General features: G+C 75.5%; 23 protein-coding genes. 12 read left to right on the plus strand and 11 right to left on the minus strand.

Features of this window, described 5'->3' with window-relative positions:
* Positions 1 to 60 precede the first annotated feature (60 nt).
* Positions 61 to 750, minus strand: coding sequence for a hypothetical protein (locus tag LG379_RS06850; protein ID WP_225753853.1), 690 nt, complete (start codon positions 748 to 750; stop codon positions 61 to 63).
* Positions 747 to 1,589, minus strand: a complete 843-nt coding sequence (locus LG379_RS06855; protein WP_225753854.1) for a LysR family substrate-binding domain-containing protein — start codon at positions 1,587 to 1,589, stop codon at positions 747 to 749. Before LG379_RS06855 ends, LG379_RS06850 begins: the two co-directional genes overlap by 4 nt.
* Before the next feature lie 117 nt (positions 1,590 to 1,706).
* Here LG379_RS06855 and LG379_RS06860 point away from each other — a divergent pair, with 117 nt between their 5' ends.
* Positions 1,707 to 2,063, plus strand: a complete 357-nt coding sequence (locus tag LG379_RS06860; RefSeq protein ID WP_225754881.1) for a DUF5997 family protein — start codon at positions 1,707 to 1,709, stop codon at positions 2,061 to 2,063.
* Positions 2,064 to 2,070: 7 nt separating this feature from the next.
* On the opposite strand, the gene LG379_RS06865 is transcribed toward LG379_RS06860, so the two are convergent.
* Together LG379_RS06865 and LG379_RS06870 are read right to left on the minus strand one after the other, a co-directional pair.
* Positions 2,071 to 2,514 (minus strand): hypothetical protein, encoded by a 444-nt coding sequence (locus tag LG379_RS06865; protein WP_225753855.1) that lies wholly within the window; start codon positions 2,512 to 2,514, stop codon positions 2,071 to 2,073.
* Between the two features lie 76 nt (positions 2,515 to 2,590).
* On the minus strand, positions 2,591 to 2,887 hold the full coding sequence (locus tag LG379_RS06870) for a hypothetical protein (protein ID WP_225753856.1): 297 nt from the start codon (positions 2,885 to 2,887) through the stop codon (positions 2,591 to 2,593).
* Between the two features lie 128 nt (positions 2,888 to 3,015).
* Here LG379_RS06870 and LG379_RS06875 point away from each other — a divergent pair, with 128 nt between their 5' ends.
* From LG379_RS06875 to LG379_RS06915, 9 genes are all read left to right on the plus strand, one after another.
* The gene (locus LG379_RS06875; RefSeq protein ID WP_225753857.1) at positions 3,016 to 4,158 is read left to right on the plus strand and encodes a 4Fe-4S dicluster domain-containing protein; all 1,143 of its coding nucleotides are present in this window, start codon (positions 3,016 to 3,018) and stop codon (positions 4,156 to 4,158) included.
* Positions 4,159 to 4,170: 12 nt separating this feature from the next.
* A complete protein-coding gene (locus LG379_RS06880; protein WP_225753858.1) occupies positions 4,171 to 5,037 on the plus strand; it encodes an FAD/NAD(P)-binding protein in 867 nt (288 codons plus the stop codon).
* On the plus strand, positions 5,037 to 5,882 hold the full coding sequence (locus LG379_RS06885) for a hypothetical protein (protein WP_225753859.1): 846 nt from the start codon (positions 5,037 to 5,039) through the stop codon (positions 5,880 to 5,882). The genes LG379_RS06880 and LG379_RS06885 overlap by 1 nt, the downstream gene beginning before the upstream one ends.
* A complete protein-coding gene (locus tag LG379_RS06890; protein ID WP_225753860.1) occupies positions 5,879 to 7,189 on the plus strand; it encodes a Ni/Fe hydrogenase subunit alpha in 1,311 nt (436 codons plus the stop codon). Before LG379_RS06885 ends, LG379_RS06890 begins: the two co-directional genes overlap by 4 nt.
* Positions 7,186 to 7,677 (plus strand): hydrogenase maturation protease, encoded by a 492-nt coding sequence (locus LG379_RS06895; RefSeq protein WP_225753861.1) that lies wholly within the window; start codon positions 7,186 to 7,188, stop codon positions 7,675 to 7,677. Before LG379_RS06890 ends, LG379_RS06895 begins: the two co-directional genes overlap by 4 nt.
* Positions 7,664 to 7,939 carry a HypC/HybG/HupF family hydrogenase formation chaperone gene (locus LG379_RS06900; protein ID WP_225753862.1) on the plus strand — a complete coding sequence of 92 codons (276 nt, stop codon included), beginning with the start codon at positions 7,664 to 7,666 and terminating at the stop codon, positions 7,937 to 7,939. Before LG379_RS06895 ends, LG379_RS06900 begins: the two co-directional genes overlap by 14 nt.
* A 1-nt stretch (position 7,940) precedes the next feature.
* Positions 7,941 to 8,855 carry a DMT family transporter gene (locus LG379_RS06905; protein ID WP_225753863.1) on the plus strand — a complete coding sequence of 305 codons (915 nt, stop codon included), beginning with the start codon at positions 7,941 to 7,943 and terminating at the stop codon, positions 8,853 to 8,855.
* The gene (locus LG379_RS06910) at positions 8,852 to 9,670 is read left to right on the plus strand and encodes a DUF6390 family protein (RefSeq protein WP_225753864.1); all 819 of its coding nucleotides are present in this window, start codon (positions 8,852 to 8,854) and stop codon (positions 9,668 to 9,670) included. Before LG379_RS06905 ends, LG379_RS06910 begins: the two co-directional genes overlap by 4 nt.
* A 204-nt stretch (positions 9,671 to 9,874) precedes the next feature.
* Complete coding sequence (locus LG379_RS06915; protein WP_225753865.1) at positions 9,875 to 12,919, plus strand: S8 family peptidase; 3,045 nt, start codon at positions 9,875 to 9,877, stop codon at positions 12,917 to 12,919.
* A gap of 67 nt (positions 12,920 to 12,986) precedes the next feature.
* On the opposite strand, the gene LG379_RS06920 is transcribed toward LG379_RS06915, so the two are convergent.
* The 4 genes from LG379_RS06920 to LG379_RS06935 all read right to left on the minus strand — a co-directional run bounded on the left by LG379_RS06920 (position 12,987) and on the right by LG379_RS06935 (position 17,950).
* Positions 12,987 to 13,472 carry a hypothetical protein gene (locus LG379_RS06920; protein ID WP_225753866.1) on the minus strand — a complete coding sequence of 162 codons (486 nt, stop codon included), beginning with the start codon at positions 13,470 to 13,472 and terminating at the stop codon, positions 12,987 to 12,989.
* 76 nt (positions 13,473 to 13,548) lie between these two features.
* Positions 13,549 to 15,282, minus strand: a complete 1,734-nt coding sequence (locus LG379_RS06925) for a bifunctional 3'-5' exonuclease/DNA polymerase (RefSeq protein WP_225753867.1) — start codon at positions 15,280 to 15,282, stop codon at positions 13,549 to 13,551.
* The gene (locus tag LG379_RS06930) at positions 15,279 to 17,105 is read right to left on the minus strand and encodes a phospho-sugar mutase (protein ID WP_225753868.1); all 1,827 of its coding nucleotides are present in this window, start codon (positions 17,103 to 17,105) and stop codon (positions 15,279 to 15,281) included. The genes LG379_RS06925 and LG379_RS06930 overlap by 4 nt, the downstream gene beginning before the upstream one ends.
* Positions 17,105 to 17,950, minus strand: coding sequence for a purine-nucleoside phosphorylase (locus LG379_RS06935; RefSeq protein ID WP_225753869.1), 846 nt, complete (start codon positions 17,948 to 17,950; stop codon positions 17,105 to 17,107). The genes LG379_RS06930 and LG379_RS06935 overlap by 1 nt, the downstream gene beginning before the upstream one ends.
* Positions 17,951 to 18,019: 69 nt before the next feature.
* On the opposite strand from LG379_RS06935, the gene LG379_RS06940 reads away from it, so the two are divergent.
* Entirely contained in the window at positions 18,020 to 19,498 is a 1,479-nt protein-coding gene (locus LG379_RS06940; protein WP_370634461.1) for an NAD(P)H-quinone dehydrogenase, read from the plus strand.
* Entirely contained in the window at positions 19,495 to 20,148 is a 654-nt protein-coding gene (locus tag LG379_RS06945; RefSeq protein WP_225753870.1) for an MBL fold metallo-hydrolase, read from the plus strand. The genes LG379_RS06940 and LG379_RS06945 overlap by 4 nt, the downstream gene beginning before the upstream one ends.
* A 12-nt stretch (positions 20,149 to 20,160) precedes the next feature.
* On the opposite strand, the gene LG379_RS06950 is transcribed toward LG379_RS06945, so the two are convergent.
* The 3 genes from LG379_RS06950 to LG379_RS06960 form a co-directional block, all read right to left on the minus strand.
* Positions 20,161 to 20,667, minus strand: a complete 507-nt coding sequence (locus LG379_RS06950) for an NUDIX domain-containing protein (RefSeq protein WP_225753871.1) — start codon at positions 20,665 to 20,667, stop codon at positions 20,161 to 20,163.
* A gap of 1 nt (position 20,668) precedes the next feature.
* Positions 20,669 to 22,516 (minus strand): biotin carboxylase N-terminal domain-containing protein, encoded by a 1,848-nt coding sequence (locus LG379_RS06955; RefSeq protein ID WP_225753872.1) that lies wholly within the window; start codon positions 22,514 to 22,516, stop codon positions 20,669 to 20,671.
* Between the two features lie 150 nt (positions 22,517 to 22,666).
* Complete coding sequence (locus tag LG379_RS06960; protein ID WP_225753873.1) at positions 22,667 to 23,329, minus strand: nucleoside triphosphate pyrophosphatase; 663 nt, start codon at positions 23,327 to 23,329, stop codon at positions 22,667 to 22,669.
* Between the last annotated feature and the right edge of the window lie 52 nt (positions 23,330 to 23,381).

The raw sequence follows: 23,381 nt of genomic DNA on the forward strand, positions 1-23,381 counted from the left end.
CGGCATCGTACTCACGAGGCGGGCGAAACGTCATACGAATCCGGCGACGTCCTGAGCGGATCAGTCCAGCGCCCTGTCCAGGACGCGCTCACCCACGACCGGGAGTGCCTCCAGGGCCCGGGGCGCGGCGTGGAGCCGGAACCCGCACGCGTCCCGCGGCCACGCCACGCGGACGGCGCGGCCGTCCGCGGCCACGAGGAAGAGCTCGGGGCCGATCTCCGCCATCGCGGGGCACGGCTGGTCCGGTCGCGGTGCCACCGACGGCGCGGCCAGGGCCCGCAGCAGCGGGTCGAGCCGCCCCGCGCGCGTCACCTCGACCATGCGGACCGTTCGCGCGTGCCCGTCCTCCGGTCCGCCGTCGTCGGGGGAGCGCGGTGGCACCTCGACGTCCGCCCCGGGCGGCGGCGGCGTCGGTGGCCGTGCCGGCGCCGGCACGACCGCGAGGTCCGGGCGGCACTCCACCGCCAGGACCGGCTCGAAACCCTCCGGGACGGAGCCCGCTGCGCCGCCGGGCCGTCCGGTGAGGTCGCCGGCCACGCCCAGCGCGAGGAGGACCTCGTCGGCGAGGCAGTCGGCGGAGGGTGCGACCGCGGCAGGTGGCGCCGCCGGGGCCGCCGTGCCGGAGCACGCACCGAGGAGTGCCGCGGTGAGGAGCAGCACGCCGTGCACCCGGACCGGCCGACGTCCCGGCGCCGCCGTCATCGCCGCCGCCTCGTCGCTGCCCCGCTCGACGCCGCCCCCGTGCCTCATCGGCGCCCGCGGCCTCCGGAGGGTCCTCGGCGGGACCGGCCGCGGTCCGCGCCGGTGGACCGCCGGGGCGCCCCGGCCGACGACCCCCCGCCGCCACGTCTCGTCGTCCCGCGAGGGCCGCCCTGGGCCGCTCCGCGCCGCGCGCCGCCTGCCTCGGCCTCCGGCAGCCGCTCGGGCGCCGGCTCCCGCGAGCTGTTCGCCGTGCGCCCCCGCACGATGCCGACGAACGTCTCGACGTCGGGGGTCGTCCGCTCGGTGACCCACGCGAGGTGGACCGTCGACGTCGGGGCGTCCGTGACCGGCCGGTGGACGAGGTCCTTGCGATCGTGCAGCCGGGCGAGCGACTGGGGCACCACGAGCACGCCCGCTCCGGCGGCGACGAGCTCGACGGCGTCCGCCGTCGTCGGCGGCGCGGGGAGCAGGCTCGCCTCGCCCGGCCGGTCCACCCAGCCCAGCACGTCGTCGGCGGGGACGAGGAGCGTCTCGTCGACGAGGTCGGCGGCGGTGACCTCCTCGGCGGCGGTGACCAGGTGCCCCTTCGGGACGACGACGACGCTCGCCTCCGTGTAGAGCGGGATGGCGCTCAGGTCCGCGGGTCGCTCGGCCAGGCGCACGAGGCCGACGTCGGCGCGGCCCTCCCGCAGCGCGGCGACCTGCTCGTCCACCGTGGCGTGGACGAGCTCCAGGGGCGTCCCGGGCCGGCGGTCCCGCCAGGTGCGGACCCAGCGGCCGGGCGTCGTGCCCGGGACGAGGAGGAGCCGGAACGACGACGCCGCCGACGACGACGACGAGGCCTGCTCCGTGCTGCGGTCGGAGGGGCGGGGGTCGTCGTCGTCCATCGCACCTCCTCCTCGCAGCTCGCCACCGCCACGCTACCGGGACCGACGCGCGCGGCCCGCCCGTATCCTGGCGCGGTGACCGACACCCCCGCGAGGCGCGAGCGCCAGCCCCAGTCCATGAAGGCCTCGACCGCGGCGGCGAAGCTCGAGATCTACCTGCCCGCGGCGCCGGAGGAGTTCCAGGCCTCGACCGTGACGCGCGAGGAGCTCGCCGCGCTGCAGCAGGACCCGCCGCCGTGGCTGGTCGACCTCCGCAGGAATGGACCGCACCCGCGGTCGGTCGTGGCGGCCCGCCTGCGCGTGTCGACGAGCGGTCTGGCCCGCGCCGGGGTCACCGAGGCGTTGACGACCGCGGAGATCGAGGCCCTGCAGGCGGCACCGCCGGCGTGGCTGCTGCGCGAGCGTCGCGTGTTCAAGGAGGTCCGCGCCGAGGAGCAGCGCCTGCGCGAGCGGGACGCGGCACAGGGCGGCTGAGCGCGGCTCAGGCCGCGGCGGACGCCGTCCGTGCTGCCAGCGGGACGACGGCGAGAGTGAGGGCGAGCGCACCCAGGCCGAACGCCGACTCCAGCGTCGTCACGCCGGCCAGCACCCCCGCGAGCGAGACGACCTCCACGATCGCGCTGAGGGACGCCAGGACGACGCCCGCGAGGGCGGCCTCGCGCAGGGTCCGGGGCCGTCCCGCATCGGCGCGGCGGCGGCCGATGCCGACCCAGACGGCGAGCCCTGCCGGCACCGCGGCCGCGACCATCGCCGTCGCCGTCGCGGCCTCGAAGGCCGCGGCCCGGACCACCATGAGCACCGTGCCGCCTGCGACGACGGTGGACAGCTGAACCAGGCAGACGGCGAGCAGGACGGTCGACCACGGCCGGTGCTGAACCGTCGGCCGCGCCTCGGCACGGACCGGACGGGCGCCCGTGTGCGCCATGCTGCCCCCGCCCTCCGATGCGATGCGGCGCGGTGCCCGCACCGACGATCGATCGTAGCCAGCGCCCCGGCGGGTGTCAGGCGTCGACGGCGACCAGCATGGCCACCAGGCCGAGCACGGCCACGCCGGCGAGCGCCAGACCGACGAGCGCGCGCGACCGGTCACGACCGGGCCGCGCGAGCACCGCCGCGCCGACGGCGGCGGCCGCGCCGAGGGGCAGCAGCCACGACCCTGCGATGCGCAGGCCCTCGGCGACGTCCAGCGAGGAGAAGGTGAGCAGCGCGATCCAGCCTACCCCGGCAAGGGCGAGCACCCCGCTGACGAGCCCGACGGTGCCGGTGAGCGGTGCTGTGCCTCGGGTCCCGGTGGTCATGGTGCCTCCTCCGTCACCTCCATGATCGGTCGGACGGTGCGCTCCGCGGTAGAGGCGAAGGCCCTGCGTGCCCTAGGTCCCTGGCGTCCGTCCTGGTGCGGCGGTTCGGTGGGTCCTGGGAGGCGGCCATGCACAGGCGCGCGCAGGTCATCGACGTCGACGGTCTCCAGGGCCTCATCGAGGCGCTGGCGTCCCGGGGCTACACCGTCATGGGCCCGAACGTCCGCGACGGCGCCGTGGTGCTCGCGCCCGTCTCGAGCGTCGGCGACCTGCCGCGGGGCGTGCGCGACGGCCAGGACGCGGCGCACTACCGGCTCGAGCCGCGCGACGACGACGCCTTCTTCGGCCACGCCGCCGCCGTGCAGGGCGCCAAGCCGGTCTTCTTCCCCAGCGACCAGCTGCTGTGGCGTGCGCGCCGGTCAGACACCGGCTTCTCGCTCGACGAGCCGTCCGGGGAGGGTGCCCTCGCCGGCCCCGTCGCTCTTCTCGGCGCCCGGGCGTGCGACCTGGCGGCTGTGGCCATCCACGACGAGGTCCTGCTGCGGCGGCGCTTCTCCGACGCGCACTACGCCCAGCGACGCGAGGGCACCTTCGTCGTCGCGGTCACCTGCGGCGAGCCCGGCGGCACGTGCTTCTGCGCCTCGACCGGTACCGGCCCGCGGCCGGCGGCCGGCTACGACCTCCTGCTCACGGAGCTCCTGACGCCGGAGCACCGCTTCGTCGTCGAGGTCGGCACCCCCCGCGGCGCCGAGGTCCTGGACGTCCTCGCGGCGACGGAGGCGAAGCCGGCAGACGTCACCGCCGCCGACGACGTCGCGGCGCGGGCCGTCGAGCGCATGGGCCGTGCCCTGGACACCGACGGCCTGCGTGACGTGCTCTACGCGAGCGCAGAGAGCCCGTGCTGGGACGACATCGCGTCGCGCTGCCTCGCCTGCACGAGCTGCACGATGGTGTGCCCCACGTGCTTCTGCACCTCCGTCGAGGACATGGCGGACCTCACCGGCGACGTCGCCGAGCGGCACCGCGTCTGGGACTCGTGCTTCTCCCAGGACTTCGCGTACATCCACGGAGGCAGCCTGCGGGGCGAGACACGCTCGCGGTACCGGCAGTGGATGACGCACAAGCTCGCGGCCTGGCAGGACCAGTTCGGCATGTACGGCTGCGTGGGCTGTGGGCGCTGCATCACCTGGTGCCCGGCGGCCATCGACATCACCGTCGAGGCGGCGGCCCTGCGGGCGTCGGCGGCGCCGCTCGTCCCGACGGCAACCTGAGGGGACACGACGATGACCAGCCTGGTCGAGCGCCGGCGCCCGACGCCACCCGCGCCGACGGACCCCATGCGGCCCGTGCCCTACCGCCTCGAGCACCTGCGGCAGGAGACGCGCGACACCTACACGCTCGAGCTCGCCCCGGTCGACGGCGAGCCCCTGCGCTACGGCGCCGGGCAGTTCACGATGCTCGACGCGTTCGGGGTGGGGGAGGTGCCGATCTCGATCAGCGGCGACCCGACCAGGGCCGGCCTCCTCGAGCACACCATCCGTGACGTCGGCGCCGTCACCCACGCGCTCGTCTCGGCGTCCCCGGGTGACGTGCTGGGCGTGCGCGGACCCTTCGGCACCACCTGGGACGTCACCGACGGCCAGGGTGGCGACGTCGTCCTCGTGGCCGGCGGCATCGGCCTCGCGCCCGTGCGGCCCGCGCTCCTGGAGCTGCTGACGCACCGGGAGCGCTACAACCGGGTGGTCCTGCTCTACGGCGCCCGGACGCCGGAGGACATCCTCTTCGGCGAGGACCTGCGGTCGTGGGCGAAGGACTTCGGCGTCGACGTCGACATCACCGTCGACAACGGCCAGCACGCCTGGCGCGGCAAGGTCGGCCTGGTGACCCAGCTCGTGCCGCGGGCCGGCTTCGACGCGCGGCACACCCTCGCCCTGGTCTGCGGGCCTGAGGGGATGATGCGCTACGTCGCCCAGGCGCTCGTCGACCGCGGCGTGCCCCCGTACCGCGTGCGCCTGTCCATGGAGCGCAGCATGAAGTGCGGCATCGGCCTGTGCGGGCACTGCCAGCTGCGCGAGCTCTTCGTGTGCGTGGACGGCCCGGTGCTGACCTACGACCGCCTCGCCCCCCTGCTGACCTGCCGGGAGCTGTGATGAGCACGACCCCGCTCCTTCCCGTCCCGCACGTGCCCGCCAGGGCGGTCACGGCCCGGCCGACGCTCGCGGTGTGGAAGTTCGCGTCCTGCGACGGGTGCCAGCTCACCCTGCTCAACTGCGAGGACGAGCTCATGGCCCTCGCCGGGACGGTGAGGATCGCGTACTTCCCCGAGGCCACACGCGCGGTCGTCGACGGCCCGTACGACGTGTCCCTCGTCGAGGGGTCGGTCACCACGCCGGAGGAGGTCGAGCGCATCGGCCACATCCGCGCCATGTCCCGCCACCTCGTGACGATCGGGGCCTGCGCGACCACCGGCGGCATCCAGGCGCTGCGCAACTTCGCCGACGTCGCCGAGTTCCGGTCCGTCGTCTACGCCCACCCGGAGTACCTGTCGACGCTGGACCGATCCACCCCGATCTCCGCGCACGTCAGCGTCGACTTCGAGCTGCGCGGCTGCCCGGTGGACAAGGGCCAGCTGCTCGAGGTCCTCGCCGCGTACATCCAGCGGCGCCGTCCCCGCATCCCGACGTACAGCGTGTGCGTGGAGTGCAAGCGGCGCGGCGCCGTCTGCGTCACGGTCGCCCACGGGACGCCGTGCCTGGGCCCCGTCACGCAGGCCGGCTGCGGCGCCCTGTGCCCGGGGTTCGCGCGCGGCTGCTACGGCTGCTTCGGGCCGCAGGACTCCCCGAACACGTCCTCCCTCGCGGACCGGCTCCTCGCCACCGGGATGGCGCAGGACGAGGTCATGCGGGTGTACCGGACGTTCAACGCGGCGTCCGAGCCGTTCCGCCGCGAGAGCGAGCGGCACGAGCCGGCCGACGACAAGGAGGTGCGCTCATGACGCACAGGCTCAGCGACGGCGGCCAGGTGCTCGAGGTCGGCACCCTCGCCCGCGTCGAGGGCGAGGGCGGCATGCACGTGGCCATCCAGGACGGCCGCGTCACGGACGTCCAGCTGCGCATCTACGAGCCCCCGAGGTTCTACGAGGGCTTCCTGCGCGGGCGGGCCTGGACCGAGCCGCCGGACATCACGGCCCGCATCTGCGGGATCTGCCCGGTCGCCTACCAGTTCAGCTCCTGCCTGGCGATCGAGGACGCGTGCGGCGTCACCGTGACCGACGCGATCCGGACCCTGCGGCGTCTCCTCTACTGCGGGGAGTGGATCGAGAGCCACGCGCTGCACGTCTTCCTCCTGCACGCTCCCGACTTCCTCGGCTACGACGGCGCCATCGAGATGGCGGCCGACCACCCGCAGGTCGTCGAGCGGGGCCTGCGGATCAAGAAGGTCGGCAACGACCTCATGACGGTCGTCGGCGGCCGGTCCGTGCACCCGGTCAACGTCAAGGTGGGCGGCTTCTACCGGATGCCGACCGCGGTCGAGCTCCGGGCCCTGCGCCCGGCCCTGGAGCGAGCGCTCGAGGACGCCGTGGCGACCGTGCGCCTGGTGGCGACGTTCGACTGCCCCGACTGGGAGCAGCCATGGACCTACCTCTCCCTCCGGCCGGAGGAGGGGTACCCGATCGAGGCCGGCGACGTCGTCACGTCGGCCGGTGCCGCGTGGGAGGTACGGACCTTCACCGAGCACGTCGCCGAGGTGCACGTGCCCCACTCCAACGCGCTCCACGCCCGGCTGGACGGCGAGGACACCCCCTACGTCGTCGGACCCCTCGCGCGGTACACGCTCAACCACGACCGGCTCTCGCCGCTCGCCCAGGACCTCGCCCGCGAGGCGGGGCTGGGCCCCACGTGCCGCAACCCCTTCCGCTCGATCGTCGTGCGGGCCGTCGAGCTCGCGTACGCGCTGGAGGAGTCGCTGCGGATCGTCGACGGCTGGGCCGACGGCGCGCCCCCGTCCGTCCCCGTCCCCGCCCGTGCGGGCGAGGGCTTCGGGGCGACCGAGGCGCCGCGCGGGGTCCTCTTCCACCGCTACGTCCTCGACGACGCCGGGATCATCCGCGACGCGCAGATCGTGCCGCCGACCTCCCAGAACCAGCCGAGCATCGAGGCGGACCTGCGGGTCATGGCCGAGCGCTGGGTCGACCTGTCCGACCACGACCTCGGTCACCGCTGCGAGCACGCGATCCGCAACTACGACCCGTGCATCTCCTGCGCCACGCACTTCCTCGACCTCAGGGTGGAACGGTCGTGACGGCGCTCGTCGTCGGGCTGGGCAGCCGGGACCGCGGCGACGACGGCGTCGGCCCGGCGGTCGCGGCCGCGGTGGCGGCACTGGGCGTGCCGGGGCTGCGCGTCGTGGTCCACGAGGACCCCACCTGCCTGGTCGAGGTGTGGGGCGACGCCGAGACCGTCGTCGTCGTGGACGCGGTCCGCTCGGGCGCGCCGCCGGGCACCGTGCACGTCCTCGACGCGACGGCCGGCACCCTGGCCGACCGGGCGTGGGCGCGGACGGGCCGTGGCGGGACGCACGCCTTCGGCCTCGCGGCGGCCGTCGAGCTGGCCCGGGCGCTGCGGCGACTGCCCCCGCGCCTGGTGCTCGTCGGGGTGGAGGCGTCCTCCTTCGGGCACGGCGAGCCGCTCGGCCCGGAGGTCGCCGACGCCGTCGCCCACGCCGTGCGGACCGTGACGGACCTGCTGGCGCCGGTCGCGGCCGGGGAGGCGGGCCATGTGCCTCGGTGAGGTCGTCCAGGTCTCCGCGACGCTGCCGGACGGGGTGGTCGAGACGACCGGTCCGCGCGGCGGCCGCGTGTCCCTGCTGGCGCTCGAGGGGCCGGTCGCGGTCGGCGACTGGCTGCTCGTGCACTCCGGCTTCGCGCTCGAGCGCCTCACCGACGCCGAGGCCCGGGCTGCCCTCGCCCTGCGCTCCGGCGCCGACGACCCCGACCACGTCCCGAACCCCGACCCCACCGACGGCCCCGCGGCCCGCCGACAGGAGACCTGACATGACCAGCACTCGACGCACCGGCCTCCTCCTGGCCCTGACCACGGCCTGCATCAGCGGCGTCGCCGTCTTCCTCAACGGCTACGGCGTGCGGGCGTTCGGCGACGCGACCGCCTACACCACGGCCAAGAACCTCGTCGCCGCCCTGGTCCTCGTGGGCATCGTCGCCGCCGGCGGCGCCGGCGCACGCCTGACCCGGCCGACCGGCCGCCGCGAGTGGGTCGGCCTCGGGCTCGTCGCCGTCGTCGGCGGCAGCGTGCCGTTCGTCCTGTTCTTCGAGGGACTCGCCCGGGCCTCGTCCAGCCAGTCGGCGGTCATCCACAAGACGCTGCTCGTCTGGGTGGCCCTGCTCGCCGTCCCGCTGCTGCACGAGAAGCTGACGGCCTGGCACGGCCTCGCCTTCCTGCTGCTCGTGGTCGCGCAGGTCGGGCTGGTGGGCGGAGTGCCGAGCGGCATGGCCACGGGCGAGGTCATGATCCTCGCCGCGACGCTCCTGTGGTCGGTCGAGGTCGTGCTCGCGAAGCGGCTGCTGTCCGGACTGTCGTCGTGGACGCTCGGCGTCGCGCGGATGGCGGGCGGCTCCGTGGTGCTCGTCGCGTGGTCCGCGACGCAGGGCCACCTTGCCGGCCTCGGGGCCGTGGACGCGGCGGGCTGGGGCTGGGTCCTGCTGACCGGGCTGATCCTCGCGGGCTACGTCGCGACGTGGTTCGGCGCCCTGGCGCGCGCGCAGGCCGTCGACGTGACCGCCGTGCTCGTGCTCGCCGTACCCATCACGGCGGTCCTCGCCGCCGTGGTCGACGGCACCGCTCTCCGTCCGCAGGCGCTGTGGCTGCTCATGGTCGTCGCGGGCGCCGGCCTCGTGAGCCGGCAGGTCTGGACGCGTCCGACGCTGCCCGCGGTGGTGCCGGCGACGTGAGCACGTCGCGAGGGCTGACCGCCGCCGGGGACCCCGGCGGCGGCCCCCTGCTGTTCGCGCGGTACGCCTACCCGCCCAACGAGCTGGGCTACTGCGGCCCCGACGCCTCGCGCGAGCTCCTCGAGCGCGCCGACGCCGCCACGACAGGTGGCACGGCCGACGACGGCGGCCTGCGTCGGCAGGCCCGCGGCTTCGAGGGCGCCTGGCCGTACCTGGAGCTCATCGCCCATGCGAACGGCCTGGCGGATCCGTTGGACCGGAGGGTGGTGGAGGCCTACTGGGTGGGCAACGACCTGCTGCGCGCGGTCGGCGTGGCAGCCCTCGGCGACTCCCTCGAGGAGAGGTTCCGGCCTCGCGGCCGCGCGGTGTGGCAGGGTGTCGCGGGCGCTGTGGACGGGCCGGGACGTGCCGTGCCGCACCACAGCTTCCACGTCCTCGCGGTCTACCCGTGGGCCGGGCTGCTGCGCTCGGGTGTCCGCGACGAGGCACTCCGCGTGCTGGACCGCTGCCGCATCCGCTGGGGCCAGGTGCTCGAGACGTCCGCGTGTCACGCGCTCATCCGGACCCGGCCCCTGCGGTGGGACGGCCGGCGCCTCGGTGAGGGCCCGGAGGTCGTGGAGCGCGTGCTGACGCGTCTCGACGGCTACGGTCTCGCGCCGACGCTGACTCCGGGAGACTGGTGCTCGGCCCACTGGGAGTGGGCGTGCGACCGCCTCGACCGGCGCGGACTCGTCGCGCTGCGCTCGTGGACCCGGCAGCAGCTCGCGGTCGTCAACGGGCTCGACCGCCCGGCGCCGGCGCAGGTGCTCGCCTGACGGCACTGGTCCGACGGCACCGGCCCGGACGGCGCCGGCCGCGGGCGCGGCCTCTCCGCGGCGTCTCACGAAACAGCGAATTCACACATCACTTGTCAGGCAAATAGGTCAAAAGGGACGGGTGCTACTTGGCAGTAACTCGCTGGGGTGATCCAATGCGCCCGTGCTGTGACACACAGTCACAGACCTAGGTATGGGGGTCACATGTCACGCAGGACGATGGCCGCACTCGTCGCAGCCTCCGTCGCGGTCGTGGGGGCAGCGTTGCCCGCCACGGCCGAGGTGGGCGCCACGAGCGCGCCCGCGACCACCCCGCCCATGGCGGCGGACGACAGGACGGCGGTGACGCCGGCGCAGGAGCAGCGCCTGGTGCAGAACCGGTACGTCGTCCTCATGAAGGCCGACCCCGTGGTCGGCTACGAGGGAGGTGTCCCCGGGATCGCGCCGACGAAGCCGTCGGGCGGTGAGGGTGTCGACACCGGCAGCGCCTCCGTGCGCGAGTACGTGCAGCACCTCAAGGAGCAGCGCAAGGAGTCGCGCAAGGCGGCAGCCGTGCCGGAGGCCGCGGTGGAGGCGGAGTACAGCTTCGCCGTCAACGGCTTCGCGGCCGAGCTCACCGAGGAGCAGGCGCAGCGGCTCGCCAAGCAGGAGGGCGTCCTCGCGGTGCGGGCCGACACGCTCCAGCAGCCGCAGACCGACGCCTCCGGCGAGTTCCTGGGCCTGACCGGCCCGGACGACGCCTGGGCCGAGGGCTACACCGGCGAGGGCGTCGTCGTCGGCGTCATCGACACCGGCATCTGGCCCGAGCACCCGTCCTTCGCCGACGACGGCACCTACCCGGACCCCGTGGGTGTCGCCGAGGGGATCCCGTGCGAGTTCGGGACCACCCCGGGCAACGAGGACGACGCGGCGTTCGAGTGCAACAACAAGCTGCTGGGCGCCCGTGACATGCGGGCCGCGTACAACAGCGTCGTCGGCCCGGAGCTGTACGACTCGGCGCGTGACGCCGACGGCCACGGCACGCACGTCGCCTCCACGGCGGCGGGCAACGCCGGCGTCCAGGCCGAGGTGCTCGGCTCGCAGATCGGCGCCGTGAGCGGCGTCGCGCCGCGGGCACAGGTCCTCGCCTACAAGGTGTGCGGCGACCTCGGGTGCTTCACCTCCGACCTGGCCGGTGGCATCGACCAGGCCGTCGCGGACGGCGTCGACGTCATCAACTACTCCATCGGCGGCGGTGCCGGCCCCGTGGGCCCGGACGACCTGGCGTTCCTCTTCGCGAACGCCGCGGGGATCTTCGTCGCCACGTCGGCCGGCAACGACGGCCCGGCCCCCGGCACCGTGGGCTCGCCGGCGGTGTTCCCGTGGCTGACGAGCGTCGGTGCGTCGACCCACGACCGCGGCTTCGCCGGCAGCGTCACGCTGGGCGACGGTCGGACGTTCGAGGGTGCCAGCATCACGGGCGGCCTCGAGGCGACTCGGGTCGTCGACGCGGCCGACTACGGCAACGAGCTCTGCCTCCTCGACACGTTCGAGGCTGACCTCAGCGGCACGGTCGTGCTCTGCAAGCGGGGGCAGATCGCCCGCGTCGAGAAGAGCCAGGCGGTCTTCGAGGCCGGCGGGGCCGGCATGGTGCTCTACGACGTCAGTGACGACGCCGCGCTGGTCACCGACAACCACTGGGTGCCGTCCGTGCACGTCAACCTCAGCGCCGGTCAGGCCGTCAAGGCCTACGTCGACGCCGAGGGCGAGGCGGCCACGGCCGCCATCACCGGCGGCGAGACCGTCGCGGCGCAGGGCTCCGTCATGGCGGACTTCTCCTCCCGCGGCCCGAACGCCGTGACGGCGGACGTCATCGTCCCGGACGTCACCGCGCCCGGCGTGAACATCCTCGCCGGCCACACCCCGACGCCGACCCTCGGCGCCCCGGGGCAGCTGTTCCAGTCGATCAGCGGCACGTCGATGTCCAGCCCGCACGTGGCGGGGCTCTTCGCCCTGCTCAAGCAGGCGCACCCGGACTGGTCGCCGGCCGCGGCCAAGTCGGCGATCATGACGACCGCCCGTCAGGACGTCGTCAAGGAGGACGGCGTCACGCCGGCCGACCCGTTCGACATGGGTGCGGGTCACGTGGAGCCGAGCGGCACGGACAAGGGCTCGGTGTTCCAGCCGGGCCTCGTCTACGACGCGGGCTTCACCGAGTACCTCGGCTTCCTCTGCGGGATCGAGGCGGACGTCTTCGCGGACCCGGCGGCGACCTGCGGCCGCCTCGCGTCGAACGGCGTGCCGACGGACCCGAGCGGGCTCAACCTCGCCTCGATCGCCATCGGTGAGCTGGCGGGCAGCCAGACCATCACGCGCACGATCACCAACGTCACGGAGGAGAACGCGGCCACCACGTACCGCGCGAGCGTCCAGGCGCCCGAGGGCTTCGACGTGACCGTGAGCCCGTCGCAGGTCACCCTGCGGCGCGGCGAGTCGGCCACCGTCGAGATCACCGTGACGACGCTCGAGGGCGCACCGGAGGGCGAGTTCTCCTTCGGCTCGCTGACCTGGCAGTCGATGCGCGGCAGCGCGAAGAACGCCAAGGCCGGTCCGTACGAGGTCCGCAGCCCGATCGCCGTGCGTGCCGTGGCGATCGACACCCCGCCGGTCGTCTCCGGCACGGGCACCGACGGCAGCGTCACCGTGCCCGTGGTCTTCGGGTACGAGGGCGCCTACGCGGCCTCCGCGCACGGGCTCGTCCCGGCGACGGTGACCGCCGGCTCCGTCGGGCAGGACCCCGACCAGACGCCGTTCACCCCGGACGACGGTGCGGGCATCACCGCCCACACGTTCGAGGTCACCGAGGCGGCCGTCGCGCGCTGGCGGCTCGTGGAGGGCACGGCCGACACCGACCTCGACGTGTTCGTGGTCGGCCCGGACGGCGAGCAGGTCGCCACCAGCACCAACGGTGGGACGAACGAGCTGGTCACGCTCACGACGCCGGCGTCGGGGACGTACACGGTGTACATCCACGGCTGGCAGACGGGCGGGACGTCGATCGCCTACGACCTCGAGAGCTGGTTCGTCCCGCTCGCGACCGGCGGCTCGCTGGAGATCACCAGCGCGCCGACGGAGGCGACCATCGCCGCGTCGGCCGACGTCGTGGCCTCGTGGACGGGCGCGGCAGCGGGTGTCGACCACCTCGGTGCCGTGGCCCACAGCCGCGGTGACGAGCTCCTCGGGCTGACCCTCGTGGAGGTCACCGGCTGACCGAGCGATCCGGCAGGGCAGCGGCGGGGGCGCCCGGGGGGGGCCCCCCCCGCCGTCGTGCGTGCGGTCAGCGGTCCGGCTCGGTCTGCGCGGGCGGCTGCGGGTTCTCGCACAGGAAGAGGCCACGTCGGCCGCCCGAGTGGTACTCCACCGTCCGGCCGCCGGCCTCGAGGACGACGAGCCGTCCCGGCGTGAGCGCCTGCGTGTAGGCCATGCCCGGGGCGGGGCAGCCCAGGGAGCCGTCCCGCCACGTCACCGCCTCGTCGCGGACGACGGTCACCGAGGCAGGCTCGACGCCCAGCCGCTCGGCGAGGTCCGCGACGGCGTCGGCGGCCGTCGTGCCGACCGGAGGGCCACCGGGTGACGGTGTGCCGCCCGGGGCCTTCGTGGAGCTGCTGTCGGGCTCGGGGGTGAGGATCACGGTGGGCTCCGTCGGGTCCGGTGTCGGTGAGGCGTCAGGGCCGCCCGGCGACTCGCCGGTGCCGCTCGCGCAGGCCGTGAGGACCGCCGCGAGGGCGATGCCGACCAGGGCCGTGCTGCCGGTGCGTCTCATCGCGCCCCCTCTCCGCTGCCATCCTGCCTCGCGCGGCGTCGTCGGGCGCCCGGGGACCGGCGACCGCGCCGGACGCTCAGCCGGCCTGGTCGTACGTGTCCACCACGGCGACGTCGAGCGCGAACTCCACGGGGAACGACCCGAAGAGCAGCCGCCCGGCCTCCGCCGCCGAGTCCCGGACCGCCGTCGCGACGTCGTCGGCCAGCTCCTGCGGCGTGTGGACCACGACCTCGTCGTGGAGGAAGAACACGAGGTGCGGACGGCGGTTCCGTGCCGTCCGTCCGCCGGACCCGTCCGCGCCGGGGACCGGGAGCTCCAGCAGACGACGGCGCAGCGCGGCCATCCAGCACAGCGCCCACTCCGCGGCCGTCCCCTGGACCACGAAGTTGCGGGTGAACCGGCCCCGGTCGCGCCGGTGACGCTGGGCCAGGCGGACGTCCTCCGGTCGAGCCTCCTGCGACGACGCGGCCTCGACGGACGCCAGCCAGCGCGCCCCGGGAGGGGGCGACGTCCGGCCGAGCCAGGTGGTGCCGACCTCCCCGCGCTCGCCGGCGCGCGCGGCCGACTCCACCAGGCCGACGGCGCGCGGGTACGCCCGGGTGAGCTGCGGCATGAGCGCCGCGCCCGCCCCTGTCGTGGCCCCGTAGATCGCGCCGAGCATCGCGTACTTCGCCTGCTCCCGGGTCTGGACCGCCCCCGACTCGACGACGCCCGCGTAGAGGTCCGCGCGGCGCGCCGCCGCGGCCATCGCGAGGTCACCGGCCATCGCGGCGAGCACGCGCGGCTCCAGCTGCGCCGCGTCTGCCGCGACGAGCCTCCAGCCCGGGTCGGCGCGCACCGCTGCCCGCACGGCGGCGGGCAGCTGGAGGGCGCCCCCGCCGCTCGTCGCCCACCGGCCGGTGACGACGCCGCCGGGCACGTAGTCCGGCCGGAACCGGCCGTCCCGCACCCACTGCTCGCGCCAGGCCCAGCCGTTGGCGCTGAGCAGGCGCGCGAGCCTCTTGTACTCCAGGAGAGGCTCGACGACGTCGTGCTGCAGGGCCGCGATCTCGTGCCGGCGGGTGCTCGTGACGTCCAGCCCGGCCCGCCGCAGCGCCCGCAGGAGGTCCGACTGCGAGTCCGGGTTGAGGCCCGGCTGCTCCAGGAGGCTCCGGATGCGCCCGGCGAGCGCGTCGAGGCGGGCGGGCCGTCCGCCCGTCCGGGGCCGGGGCCCGACCAGGTCCTCGAGCAGGGCGTCGTGCGCGTCGGCGTCCCACGGCAGGCCGTCGTGGTGCATCTCCGCGGCGACGAGCGCCCCGGTGGACTCGGCCGCCAGCAGGAGCCGGAGGCGCGCCGGGTCGCGGGCGCCGGCGACCGCGGCGAGCTGCAGCCGCAGCTCCTCGAGCGCGTCGAGGGCCGCGCCCGTCCCGGACACGTCTGCCTCGTCGAAGAGGCTCGCGGGGCGGTCTGTCGGCGGCTCGGCCACGGGCGAGAGCGCGTCCCAGGCGCCGGGCTCCGCCCGCGCGAGGGCGGAGTCGGCGCAGCGGTCGGACCGCCGCAGGATCGCGTGGCACAGGCGCAGGTCGTGGCACCGCCGCACGCGCACACCCGCCGCGAGGAGCGCCGGGTACCGGCGGGCGGTGTCGTCCCACACCCACCGTGGCCCGCCGTCCGCCTCGCGCTCGGCGACCGCCTCGGCGAGGTGCGCGGCGTCGAGGACGAGCCGCGCCCCGGGTGTGCCGTCGTCGTCGACGTGCTGCAGGGCGACGGTGCCCGTGTCGCGGGCGCCGACGGCGGTGGCCGGCGCGTCGACGAGGACGAGTCCGGTCACCCCAGGCCGAGCGCGGCGGCGACGTCCGCCCGCACGGCGTCGAGGCGGGCGCGGGCGGTGCGCCGCGCGGTGCCCACGGCGTCGCCCGAGCCGTCGTCGTCGACAGGGACGATCACCTCGAGGTAGCACTTGACCTTCGGCTCGGTCCCCGACGGCCGCACGACGACCCGGGTGCCGTCCTGCGCGAGGAGGCGCAGGCCGTCGGTGGGGGGCAGCCCCTCGGAGCCCTCCGCGAGGTCCACGACCTCGACGACGGGCGAGCCGGCCAGCGCGGTCGGCGGCGCCTGGCGGACGCGCGCCATGGTCGCCGGGATCTGGTCGAGGTCGGCGAACCGGGCGGAGAGCTGGTCGGTGAGGTGGAGCCCGTGGCGCAGCGCGAGGTGGTCGAGCATGTCCAGGAGCGTCCGGTCCTGCATCTTCAGCCGGGCGGCGAGCTGTGCCAGCAGGAGCGCCGCGGACAGGCCGTCCTTGTCGCGCACGAGCGTCGGGTCCACGCAGTACCCGAGCGCCTCCTCGTAGCCGAACACCAGTCCGTCGACGCGGGCGATCCACTTGAACCCCGTGAGCGTCTCGCGGTGCGACAGCCCGTGGCCGGCGGCGATCCTGCCCAGCAGCCGGGACGACACGATCGAGTTCGCCATGACGCCGCCGGAGCCGGTGAGGCGGCGGCCGATGTCGTCGCCCAGCAGCGCACCGACCTCGTCGCCGTGGAGCATCCGCCAGCCGCTCGCACGCGCGGTCAGCGGTCCGCCGGCGGAGTCGCTGTGGCCCAGGCGCGGGTCGCGGACGGCCGCGGCGCAGCGGTCGGCGTCGGGGTCGTTCGCGATGACGAGGTCGGCGTCGACCTCGTCGGCGAGCGCGAGGGCGAGGTCGATGGCCCCCGGCTCCTCCGGGTTCGGGAACGCCACGGTCGGGAAGTCCGGGTCGGGCAGGGCCTGCGCGGCGACGATGTGCAGGTCCTGGAAGCCGGCGGCCCGCAGCACCCGCTCGGCGGTCCGGCCGCCGACGCCGTGCAGCGGCGTGAGGACGATGCGCAGGTCGTGAGCGGTGTCCGGCAGCTCGAGCGCGCGCAGCCCGGTGAGGTACGCCTCGAGGACCTCCTCGCCGAGGGAGGTCCAGCCGTCGTCGCTGCGCGGGACCGAGGCCACGGACGGCACCGCGGCGATGTGGGCGGCGATGGCCGCGTCGTAGGGCGGGACGATCTGGGCGCCCTGGCCGGAGTCCGTGACGACGCGGCCGCCGAGGTAGACCTTGTAGCCGTTGTCCTGCGGGGGGTTGTGGCTGGCGGTGACCATGACCCCGGCGTCCGCACCGAGGTGGCGCACCGCGAAGGCGAGCACCGGGGTGGGCAGCGGTTCGGGGAGGAGCAGGGCGTGCCCGCCCGCGGCGACGACGACGGCGGCCGTGTCCCGCGCGAAGACGTCGGAGTTGTGCCGGGCGTCGTAGCCGATGACGACGCGCGGTCCCTCGACGTACCTGCCGCCGGTGTCGCCGGGACCGAGCTCCGCCATCCGCTCGTCCAGGTAGGCCGCGAGCCCCGCCGCCGCGCGGATGACGACGGCCCGGTTCATCCGGTTCGGGCCCCCGCCGAGCGCACCGCGCAGCCCGGCGGTGCCGAACTCGAGCGTCCCGCGGAACCGGTCGGCGAGCTCCTCGCGTGCCGGGCCCCGCAGGCCCCCGGGGTCGTCGTCGGACTCGGCGTGCGCCAGGAGCACGCGCAGGTGCTCGGCCGTGTGCGGGTCCGGGTCGTCGTCGACCCAGGCCCGGACACGCGCGGCGAGGTCGGGGTCGAAGGGCTCCGTCGGCGGCGTGGTGCTGGCCATCAGATGCGCCCGACGATCTCGGCGAGCAGGCGGCTGATCCGCGGACCCGCCGCGCGGCCGGCCTCGAGGACCTCCTCGTGGGACAGCGGCTCGGCGCTGATCCCGGCAGCCAGGTTCGTCACGAGGGAGATGCCGAGCACCTCGAGCCCCGCGTGCCGGGCGGCGATCGCTTCGAGCGTCGTGGACATGCCGACGAGGTCCGCGCCCATCCGGCCGGCCATCCGGACCTCCGCGGGGGTCTCGTAGTGCGGCCCGCGGAACTGCGCGTACACGCCCTCCGGCAGGTCCGGGTCGACCTCCCGCGCCACCGCGCGCAGGCGGGCCGAGTACAGGTCCGTGAGGTCCACGAACGTGGCGCCCTCCAGGGGGGACGTCGCGGTGAGGTTGAGGTGGTCGCTGATGAGGACCGGAGTCCCCGGCGTCCAGTCCGGGTCCAGTCCGCCGCACCCGTTGGTGAGGACGACGGCACGCGCGCCGGCCGCCGCGGCGGTCCGCACGCCGTGCACCACCCGGCGCACGCCGCGCCCCTCGTACAGGTGGGTGCGCGAGCCGAGGACGAGGGCGTGGCCGCCGTGGGGGAGCCGGATCGACCGCGTGGTCCCGCCGTGCCCGGCGACGGCGGGAGCGGAGAACCCGGGGAGCTCGTGGCTCGGGATCTCGGCGACCGTCTCGCCGACCAGGTCCGCGGCACCGCCCCAGCCGGACCCGAGCACGAGCAGCACGTCGTGGCGGTCGACGCCGGTGCGCTCCGCGACGACCGCGGCGGCCTCGCGCGCGATGTCGAACGGGTCGGTGGTCGGGTCCTCGAGGGTGGCGACTGCGGCGTCGTCGGCGGTGCTCGTCATGGTCCCCGAGGCTAGTGCCCGCGCCGTGCCGGTGTGCCGTGGGTGGCGCACGGACGGCACAATGCGGGTGTGACAGCGACGACACCCGGCATCGCCGAGCCCCCGCCCGAGCAGCCGACCGAGGACGTCCGCCCCGCCAGCCGGGTCGTCGTCGTCGGGGGAGGGCCGGGCGGATACGAGGCCGCGCTGGTCGCGCGGCGCGCCGGCGCCGAGGTGACGCTCGTCGAGCAGCAGGGGCTGGGCGGCGCCGCGGTGCTCACGGACGTGGTGCCGTCCAAGACGCTCATCGCGACGGCGGAGTGGATGACCATCGCGGAGCGGGCTCCCGAGCTCGGCATCCGGGACGGAGGCGTGCCGGACCCGACGGGGACGCATCCCGCCCACCTCGTCGACCTCGCGCGCGTCAACGCGCGGGTCGTCGAGCTCGCGGCGGCGCAGTCCCGGGACATCTGCGCGCGGCTGGAGTCCGAGGGCGTCCGCGTGCTGGACGGGCACGGTCGCCTCGACGGGCCCCAGCGGGTCGTGGTCGACCGCACGGACGGCGGCACCGAGACCGTCGACGCCGACGTCGTCCTCCTGGCCACCGGCGCCACGCCGCGCACCCTCCCGGAGGCGATGCCCGACGGCGAGCGCATCCTCACGTGGACACAGCTGTACGACCTCACCGAGCTGCCCGAGCGCCTCGTCGTCGTCGGCTCGGGCGTCACCGGCGCGGAGTTCGCCGGCGCCTACAAGGCCCTCGGCGCCCAGGTGGTCCTCGTGTCCTCGCGCGACCGGGTCCTGCCGGGGGAGGACGCGGACGCCGCGGAGCTCATCGAGGACGTCTTCCGGCAGCGCGGCATGGAGGTCATGTCCCGCTCGCGCGCGCAGTCGGCGGTGCGGACCGACGACGGCGTCCTCGTCACCCTCGCGGACGGGCGCACGGTCGAGGGCAGCCACTGCCTCATGGCTGTGGGCTCCGTGCCGTCGACGAGCGGTCTGGGCCTGGAGACGGCGGGCGTCCGGACGACGCGCACCGGCCACATCGAGGTCGACCGGGTGTCCCGGACCAGCACGCGCGGCGTCTACGCCGCCGGGGACTGCACCGGCGTGCTCCCGCTCGCGTCCGTCGCCGCCATGCAGGGCCGCATCGCGATGGCGCACGCGCTCGGCGACGCGGTCGTCCCGCTGGACCTCCAGGTCGTGGCCGCCAACATCTTCACCGCCCCGGAGATCGCGACCGTCGGGGCGTCCCAGAACAGCCTCGAGGAGTCCGGCGTGCGGTACCGGACCAGCATGCTCGAGCTGGCGCGGAACCCGCGGGCGAAGATGCTCGGCATGCACGACGGGTTCGTCAAGCTCTTCGCGCACGCCACGACGGGCATCGTGCTCGGCGGCGTCGTCGTGGCCCCCCGCGCCGGGGAGCTGGTCTTCCCGATCACCCTCGCGGTGGCGCAGCGCCTCACGGCCGACGACGTCGCGCAGTCCTTCACGGTCTACCCGTCCCTGTCCGGGTCCATCGCCGAGGTCGCCCGGACGCTGCACCACACGGAGGTCGGATCCCGATGACGACGACGACGCTCACGCTCCACGGCCACGCCTGCGCGCGCCTCGAGCGCGACGGGCGCGTGCTCGTCGTGGACCCCGGCTCCTACAGCGACCGTTCCGTGCTGGACGAGGCCGACGCCGTCCTCGTGACGCACGACCACGCCGACCACCTCGTCGCCGCGGACGTCGTGGCGGCCCTGGCGGAGCGGCCCGCGCTGCACGTCTGGGGCCCGGCGCCGGTGGTGACGCTGCTGGTCGCGGAGGGCGCGGACCGCGGTCGCGTGCACGAGGGCGCGCCGGGCGAGCGCTGGACCGCCGGGGGCTTCGAGGTGCAGGCGTTCGGCGGGAGCCACGCGGTCATCCACCCCGACCTGCCCGTCCCCGCGAACCTGGCCTACCTCGTCGACGGCGTGCTGCACCCCGGGGACTCGTTCACGGTGCCGGACCTGCCGGTGGAGGTGCTGCTCCTGCCGGTGGGCGGTCCGTGGATGAAGGTCGCCGAGGCCGTGGACCACGTCCGGGCGGTCGGGCCGCGGGTCGTCGTGCCCATCCACGACGCCGTCCTCGCGGAGGCCGGCAAGGGGCTCGCGGACCGCCTGGTCGGCACGCTCGGCGGGGCGCCGCAGTACCGCCGCCTCGCGCCGGGGGAGCGGCTCGCCGTCGGCGGCTGACCGTCCGTCCGGCTACGGCAGGAGGTCCCGGAGCGCGGGCCACGCCGCCTCGAACGCCGGGAGCAGCGGCCGCGCCGGGACCTCGGCCAGCCCGACCCAGGCGACCGCCAGGCTCTCGTGGTCGGTCGGTCTCGCGTCGTGCGCGGTGGTGGCGCGCGCCACCACCGTCGTGTAGCTCCACACGCCGTGGTCGAGCACCCGCGTGGTGAGGACGAGGACGCCGGCGGGGTCGATGCCAGCCTCCTCCGCGGCCTCGCGGACGGCGCCGTCCTCGGGACGCTCACCGGGCGCCAGGGCGCCTCCCGGGATGCCCCAGGTGCCGCCCTGGTCGCTCCACTCGGCACGGTGCTGGAGGACGACGGCCTCCGCGCGGCCCTGCGGGTCCGTGCGGAACAGGAGCAGGCCCGCGGCTCCGTGCAGCCCCCAGTGCCGGCGGCCGCAGCCGCACTCGACCCAGCCGTCCCCCGGCTGCCGGTGCAGGCCGGCGGGCCGCGAGGGTGGTCCGGTGGGCGCGGGCACCTCAGGCAGGTGCCGTGGCGCCGTCGGTCGTGCCGCCCTCGGCGGCGGAGGCGTCCACGATGTCGCACAGCGCGCTGCCCGCGCTGACCGTCGCGCCGACCACGGCGGACAGGCCGCGCACGACGCCGGCGCGGTGCGCGACGAGCGGCTGCTCCATCTTCATCGCCTCGAGGACCACCACGAGGTCACCCTGTGCCACCTCGGCGCCCTCGGCGACCGCGACCTTGACGATGGTGCCCTGCATGGGCGACGTGAGCGCGGCGCCGTTGCTGGCGGCGGGCCCGCCCGAGCGCGCCGCGGACCGCCGTGGCCGGGCGCCGCCGCGCTGCGGCGCGCCGGGGCGCCCACCGCGGGCCAGGCCGCCGAGGCCCGCCGGCAGCACGACCTCGATCCGCTTGCCGCCCACCTCGACGACGACCCGCTCGGTCGCCGGGGCCTCGTCGTCCGTGCCGGCCACCCCCGCCCCGCCCTCGCGCAGCGTCGGCAGGACGTCGGCGAAGTCGGTCTCGATCCAGCGGGTGTGGACGCGGAACGGCTGCGTCGGGTCCGTGGGCACGAAGTCGGGGGAGTCGAGGACCGCGCGGTGGAACGGGACGACGGTCGGGATGCCCTCCACCTCCAGCTCGCGCAGCGCGCGGCGGGCGCGCTCGACGGCCTGCGTCCGCGTGGCGCCGGTGACGATGAGCTTGGCCATCATCGAGTCGAACGCCCCGGAGACGGTGTCGCCCTCGATGACGCCGGAGTCGACGCGGACGCCCGGCCCGGACGGGAAGCGCAGGCGGGACAGGCGGCCCGGTGCGGGCAGGAAGCCCTGCGCCGGGTCCTCGCCGTTGATTCGGAACTCGAACGAGTGGCCGCGCACGGGCAGCTCGGTGTAGCCGAGCGGCTCGCCGGCGGCGATGCGGAGCTGCTCCCGGACGAGGTCGACGCCGGTGACCTCCTCGGTCACGGGGTGCTCGACCTGCAGGCGCGTGTTCACCTCGAGGAACGAGATCGTGCCGTCCGTGCCGACGAGGAACTCGCAGGTGCCGGCGCCGACGTACCGCGCCTCGCTGAGGATCGCGATGGAGGACTCGACGAGGAGCCGGTTCTGCTCGTCGGTGAGGAACGGCGCGGGCGCCTCCTCGACGAGCTTCTGGTGCCGGCGCTGCAGCGAGCAGTCGCGCGTGGAGACGACGACGACCGTGCCGTGCTGATCCGCCAGGCACTGCGTCTCGACGTGTCGGGGCGAGTCGAGGTAGCGCTCCACGAAGCACTCGCCGCGGCCGAACGCCGCGACCGCCTCGCGCACCGCGGAGTCGTACTGCTCGGTGATCTCCTCGGCGACGCGGGCGACCCGCAGGCCGCGCCCGCCACCGCCGAACGCAGCCTTGATCGCGATGGGCAGGCCGTGCTCCTCGGCGAACGCGTGCACCTCGCTGACGTCCGCGACGGGGTCCCGGGTGCCGGCGACGAGGGGCGCACCGGCGCGCTGCGCGATGTGCCGGGCGGAGACCTTGTCGCCGAGCGCCTCGATGGCCGCCGGGGGCGGACCGATCCAGGTCAGGCCGGCGTCGATGACCGCGCGGGCGAACTCCGCGTTCTCCGACAGGAAGCCGTAGCCGGGGTGCACCGCGTCCGCGCCGCTGCGGCGCGCGACGTCCAGCAGCTTGGCGATGTCGAGGTACGTCTCGGCGGCGCGGGTCCCCCCGAGGGCGAACGCCTCGTCGGCGAGGCGGACGTGCTGCGACTCCCTGTCGGGGTCGGCGTACACGGCGACGCTGGCGATGCGGGCGTCCGCGCAGGCGCGGGCGACACGGACCGCGATCTCACCGCGGTTGGCGATGAGGACCTTGTGGATCTCGGGCACGGCTCACCGTAACGTCAGGCGCTCCGGCCGTTCACCTGCGGCGCAGGTGGTGGACCAAGACTGTGGGGAACCGACAACGCTCCGGCGAGGCTTTGTGGGTTCACCCAGCAGCGCGCGGCGGCGCCGTCGGGCGGGGGGTACGAGGACCGCTCAGGTCCACAGGTCCGTGACGGAGAGGTCGACCTGCTGCAGGAGATCCCGCAGGACCGGCAGGCTCAGCCCGACGACGCCGTGGTGGTCACCCTCGATCCCGCGGACGAACGCGCCGCCCCGGCCGTCGACGGTGAAGGCGCCCGCCACCGCGAGCGGCTCACCCGTGGCGACGTAGGCGTCGATCTCGGCGTCCGTCACGTCGGCGAAGTGGACGACCGTCGTCGAGGTGGCCCCGAGCGTCGCGGTCGGGCTGCCCGGTCGCAGGTCGACGAGCCAGTGGCCGGTGTGCAGCAGCCCGGAGCGCCCGCGCATGCGCTTCCAGCGGGCCACGGCGTCGTCCGCGTCGCGGGGCTTGCCGAGCGCCTCGCCGTCGAGGTCCAGCAGGGAGTCGCAGCCGAGGACGAGGAGGTCCTCGGGCAGCCCGTCCTCCTGCCCGGGCACGGTCTCCCCGCCCTCGAGCCGTGCTGCGACGTCGTCGGCCTTGGCGTTGGCGAGCACGAGGACGGCGTCGACCGGGTCGAGCGTCCCGAAGCGGGCCTCGGCCTCGCGCAGGACCGCGTCCTCGTCGACCCCCGAGACGAGCACGTGCGGCTCGATGCCGGCGGCGACGAGGGTCGCGCGGCGGGCGGGTGAGGCGGAGGCGAGGAGGAGCGACGGCACCCCCGCAGGGTAGTGGCCGGGCCCGGTCCGCGACGGACCGGGCCCGGCCAGG

Origin of the sequence: Actinotalea sp. Marseille-Q4924, from assembly GCF_916618755.1 — a bacterium.
Lineage (GTDB): Bacteria > Actinomycetota > Actinomycetes > Actinomycetales > Cellulomonadaceae > Actinotalea.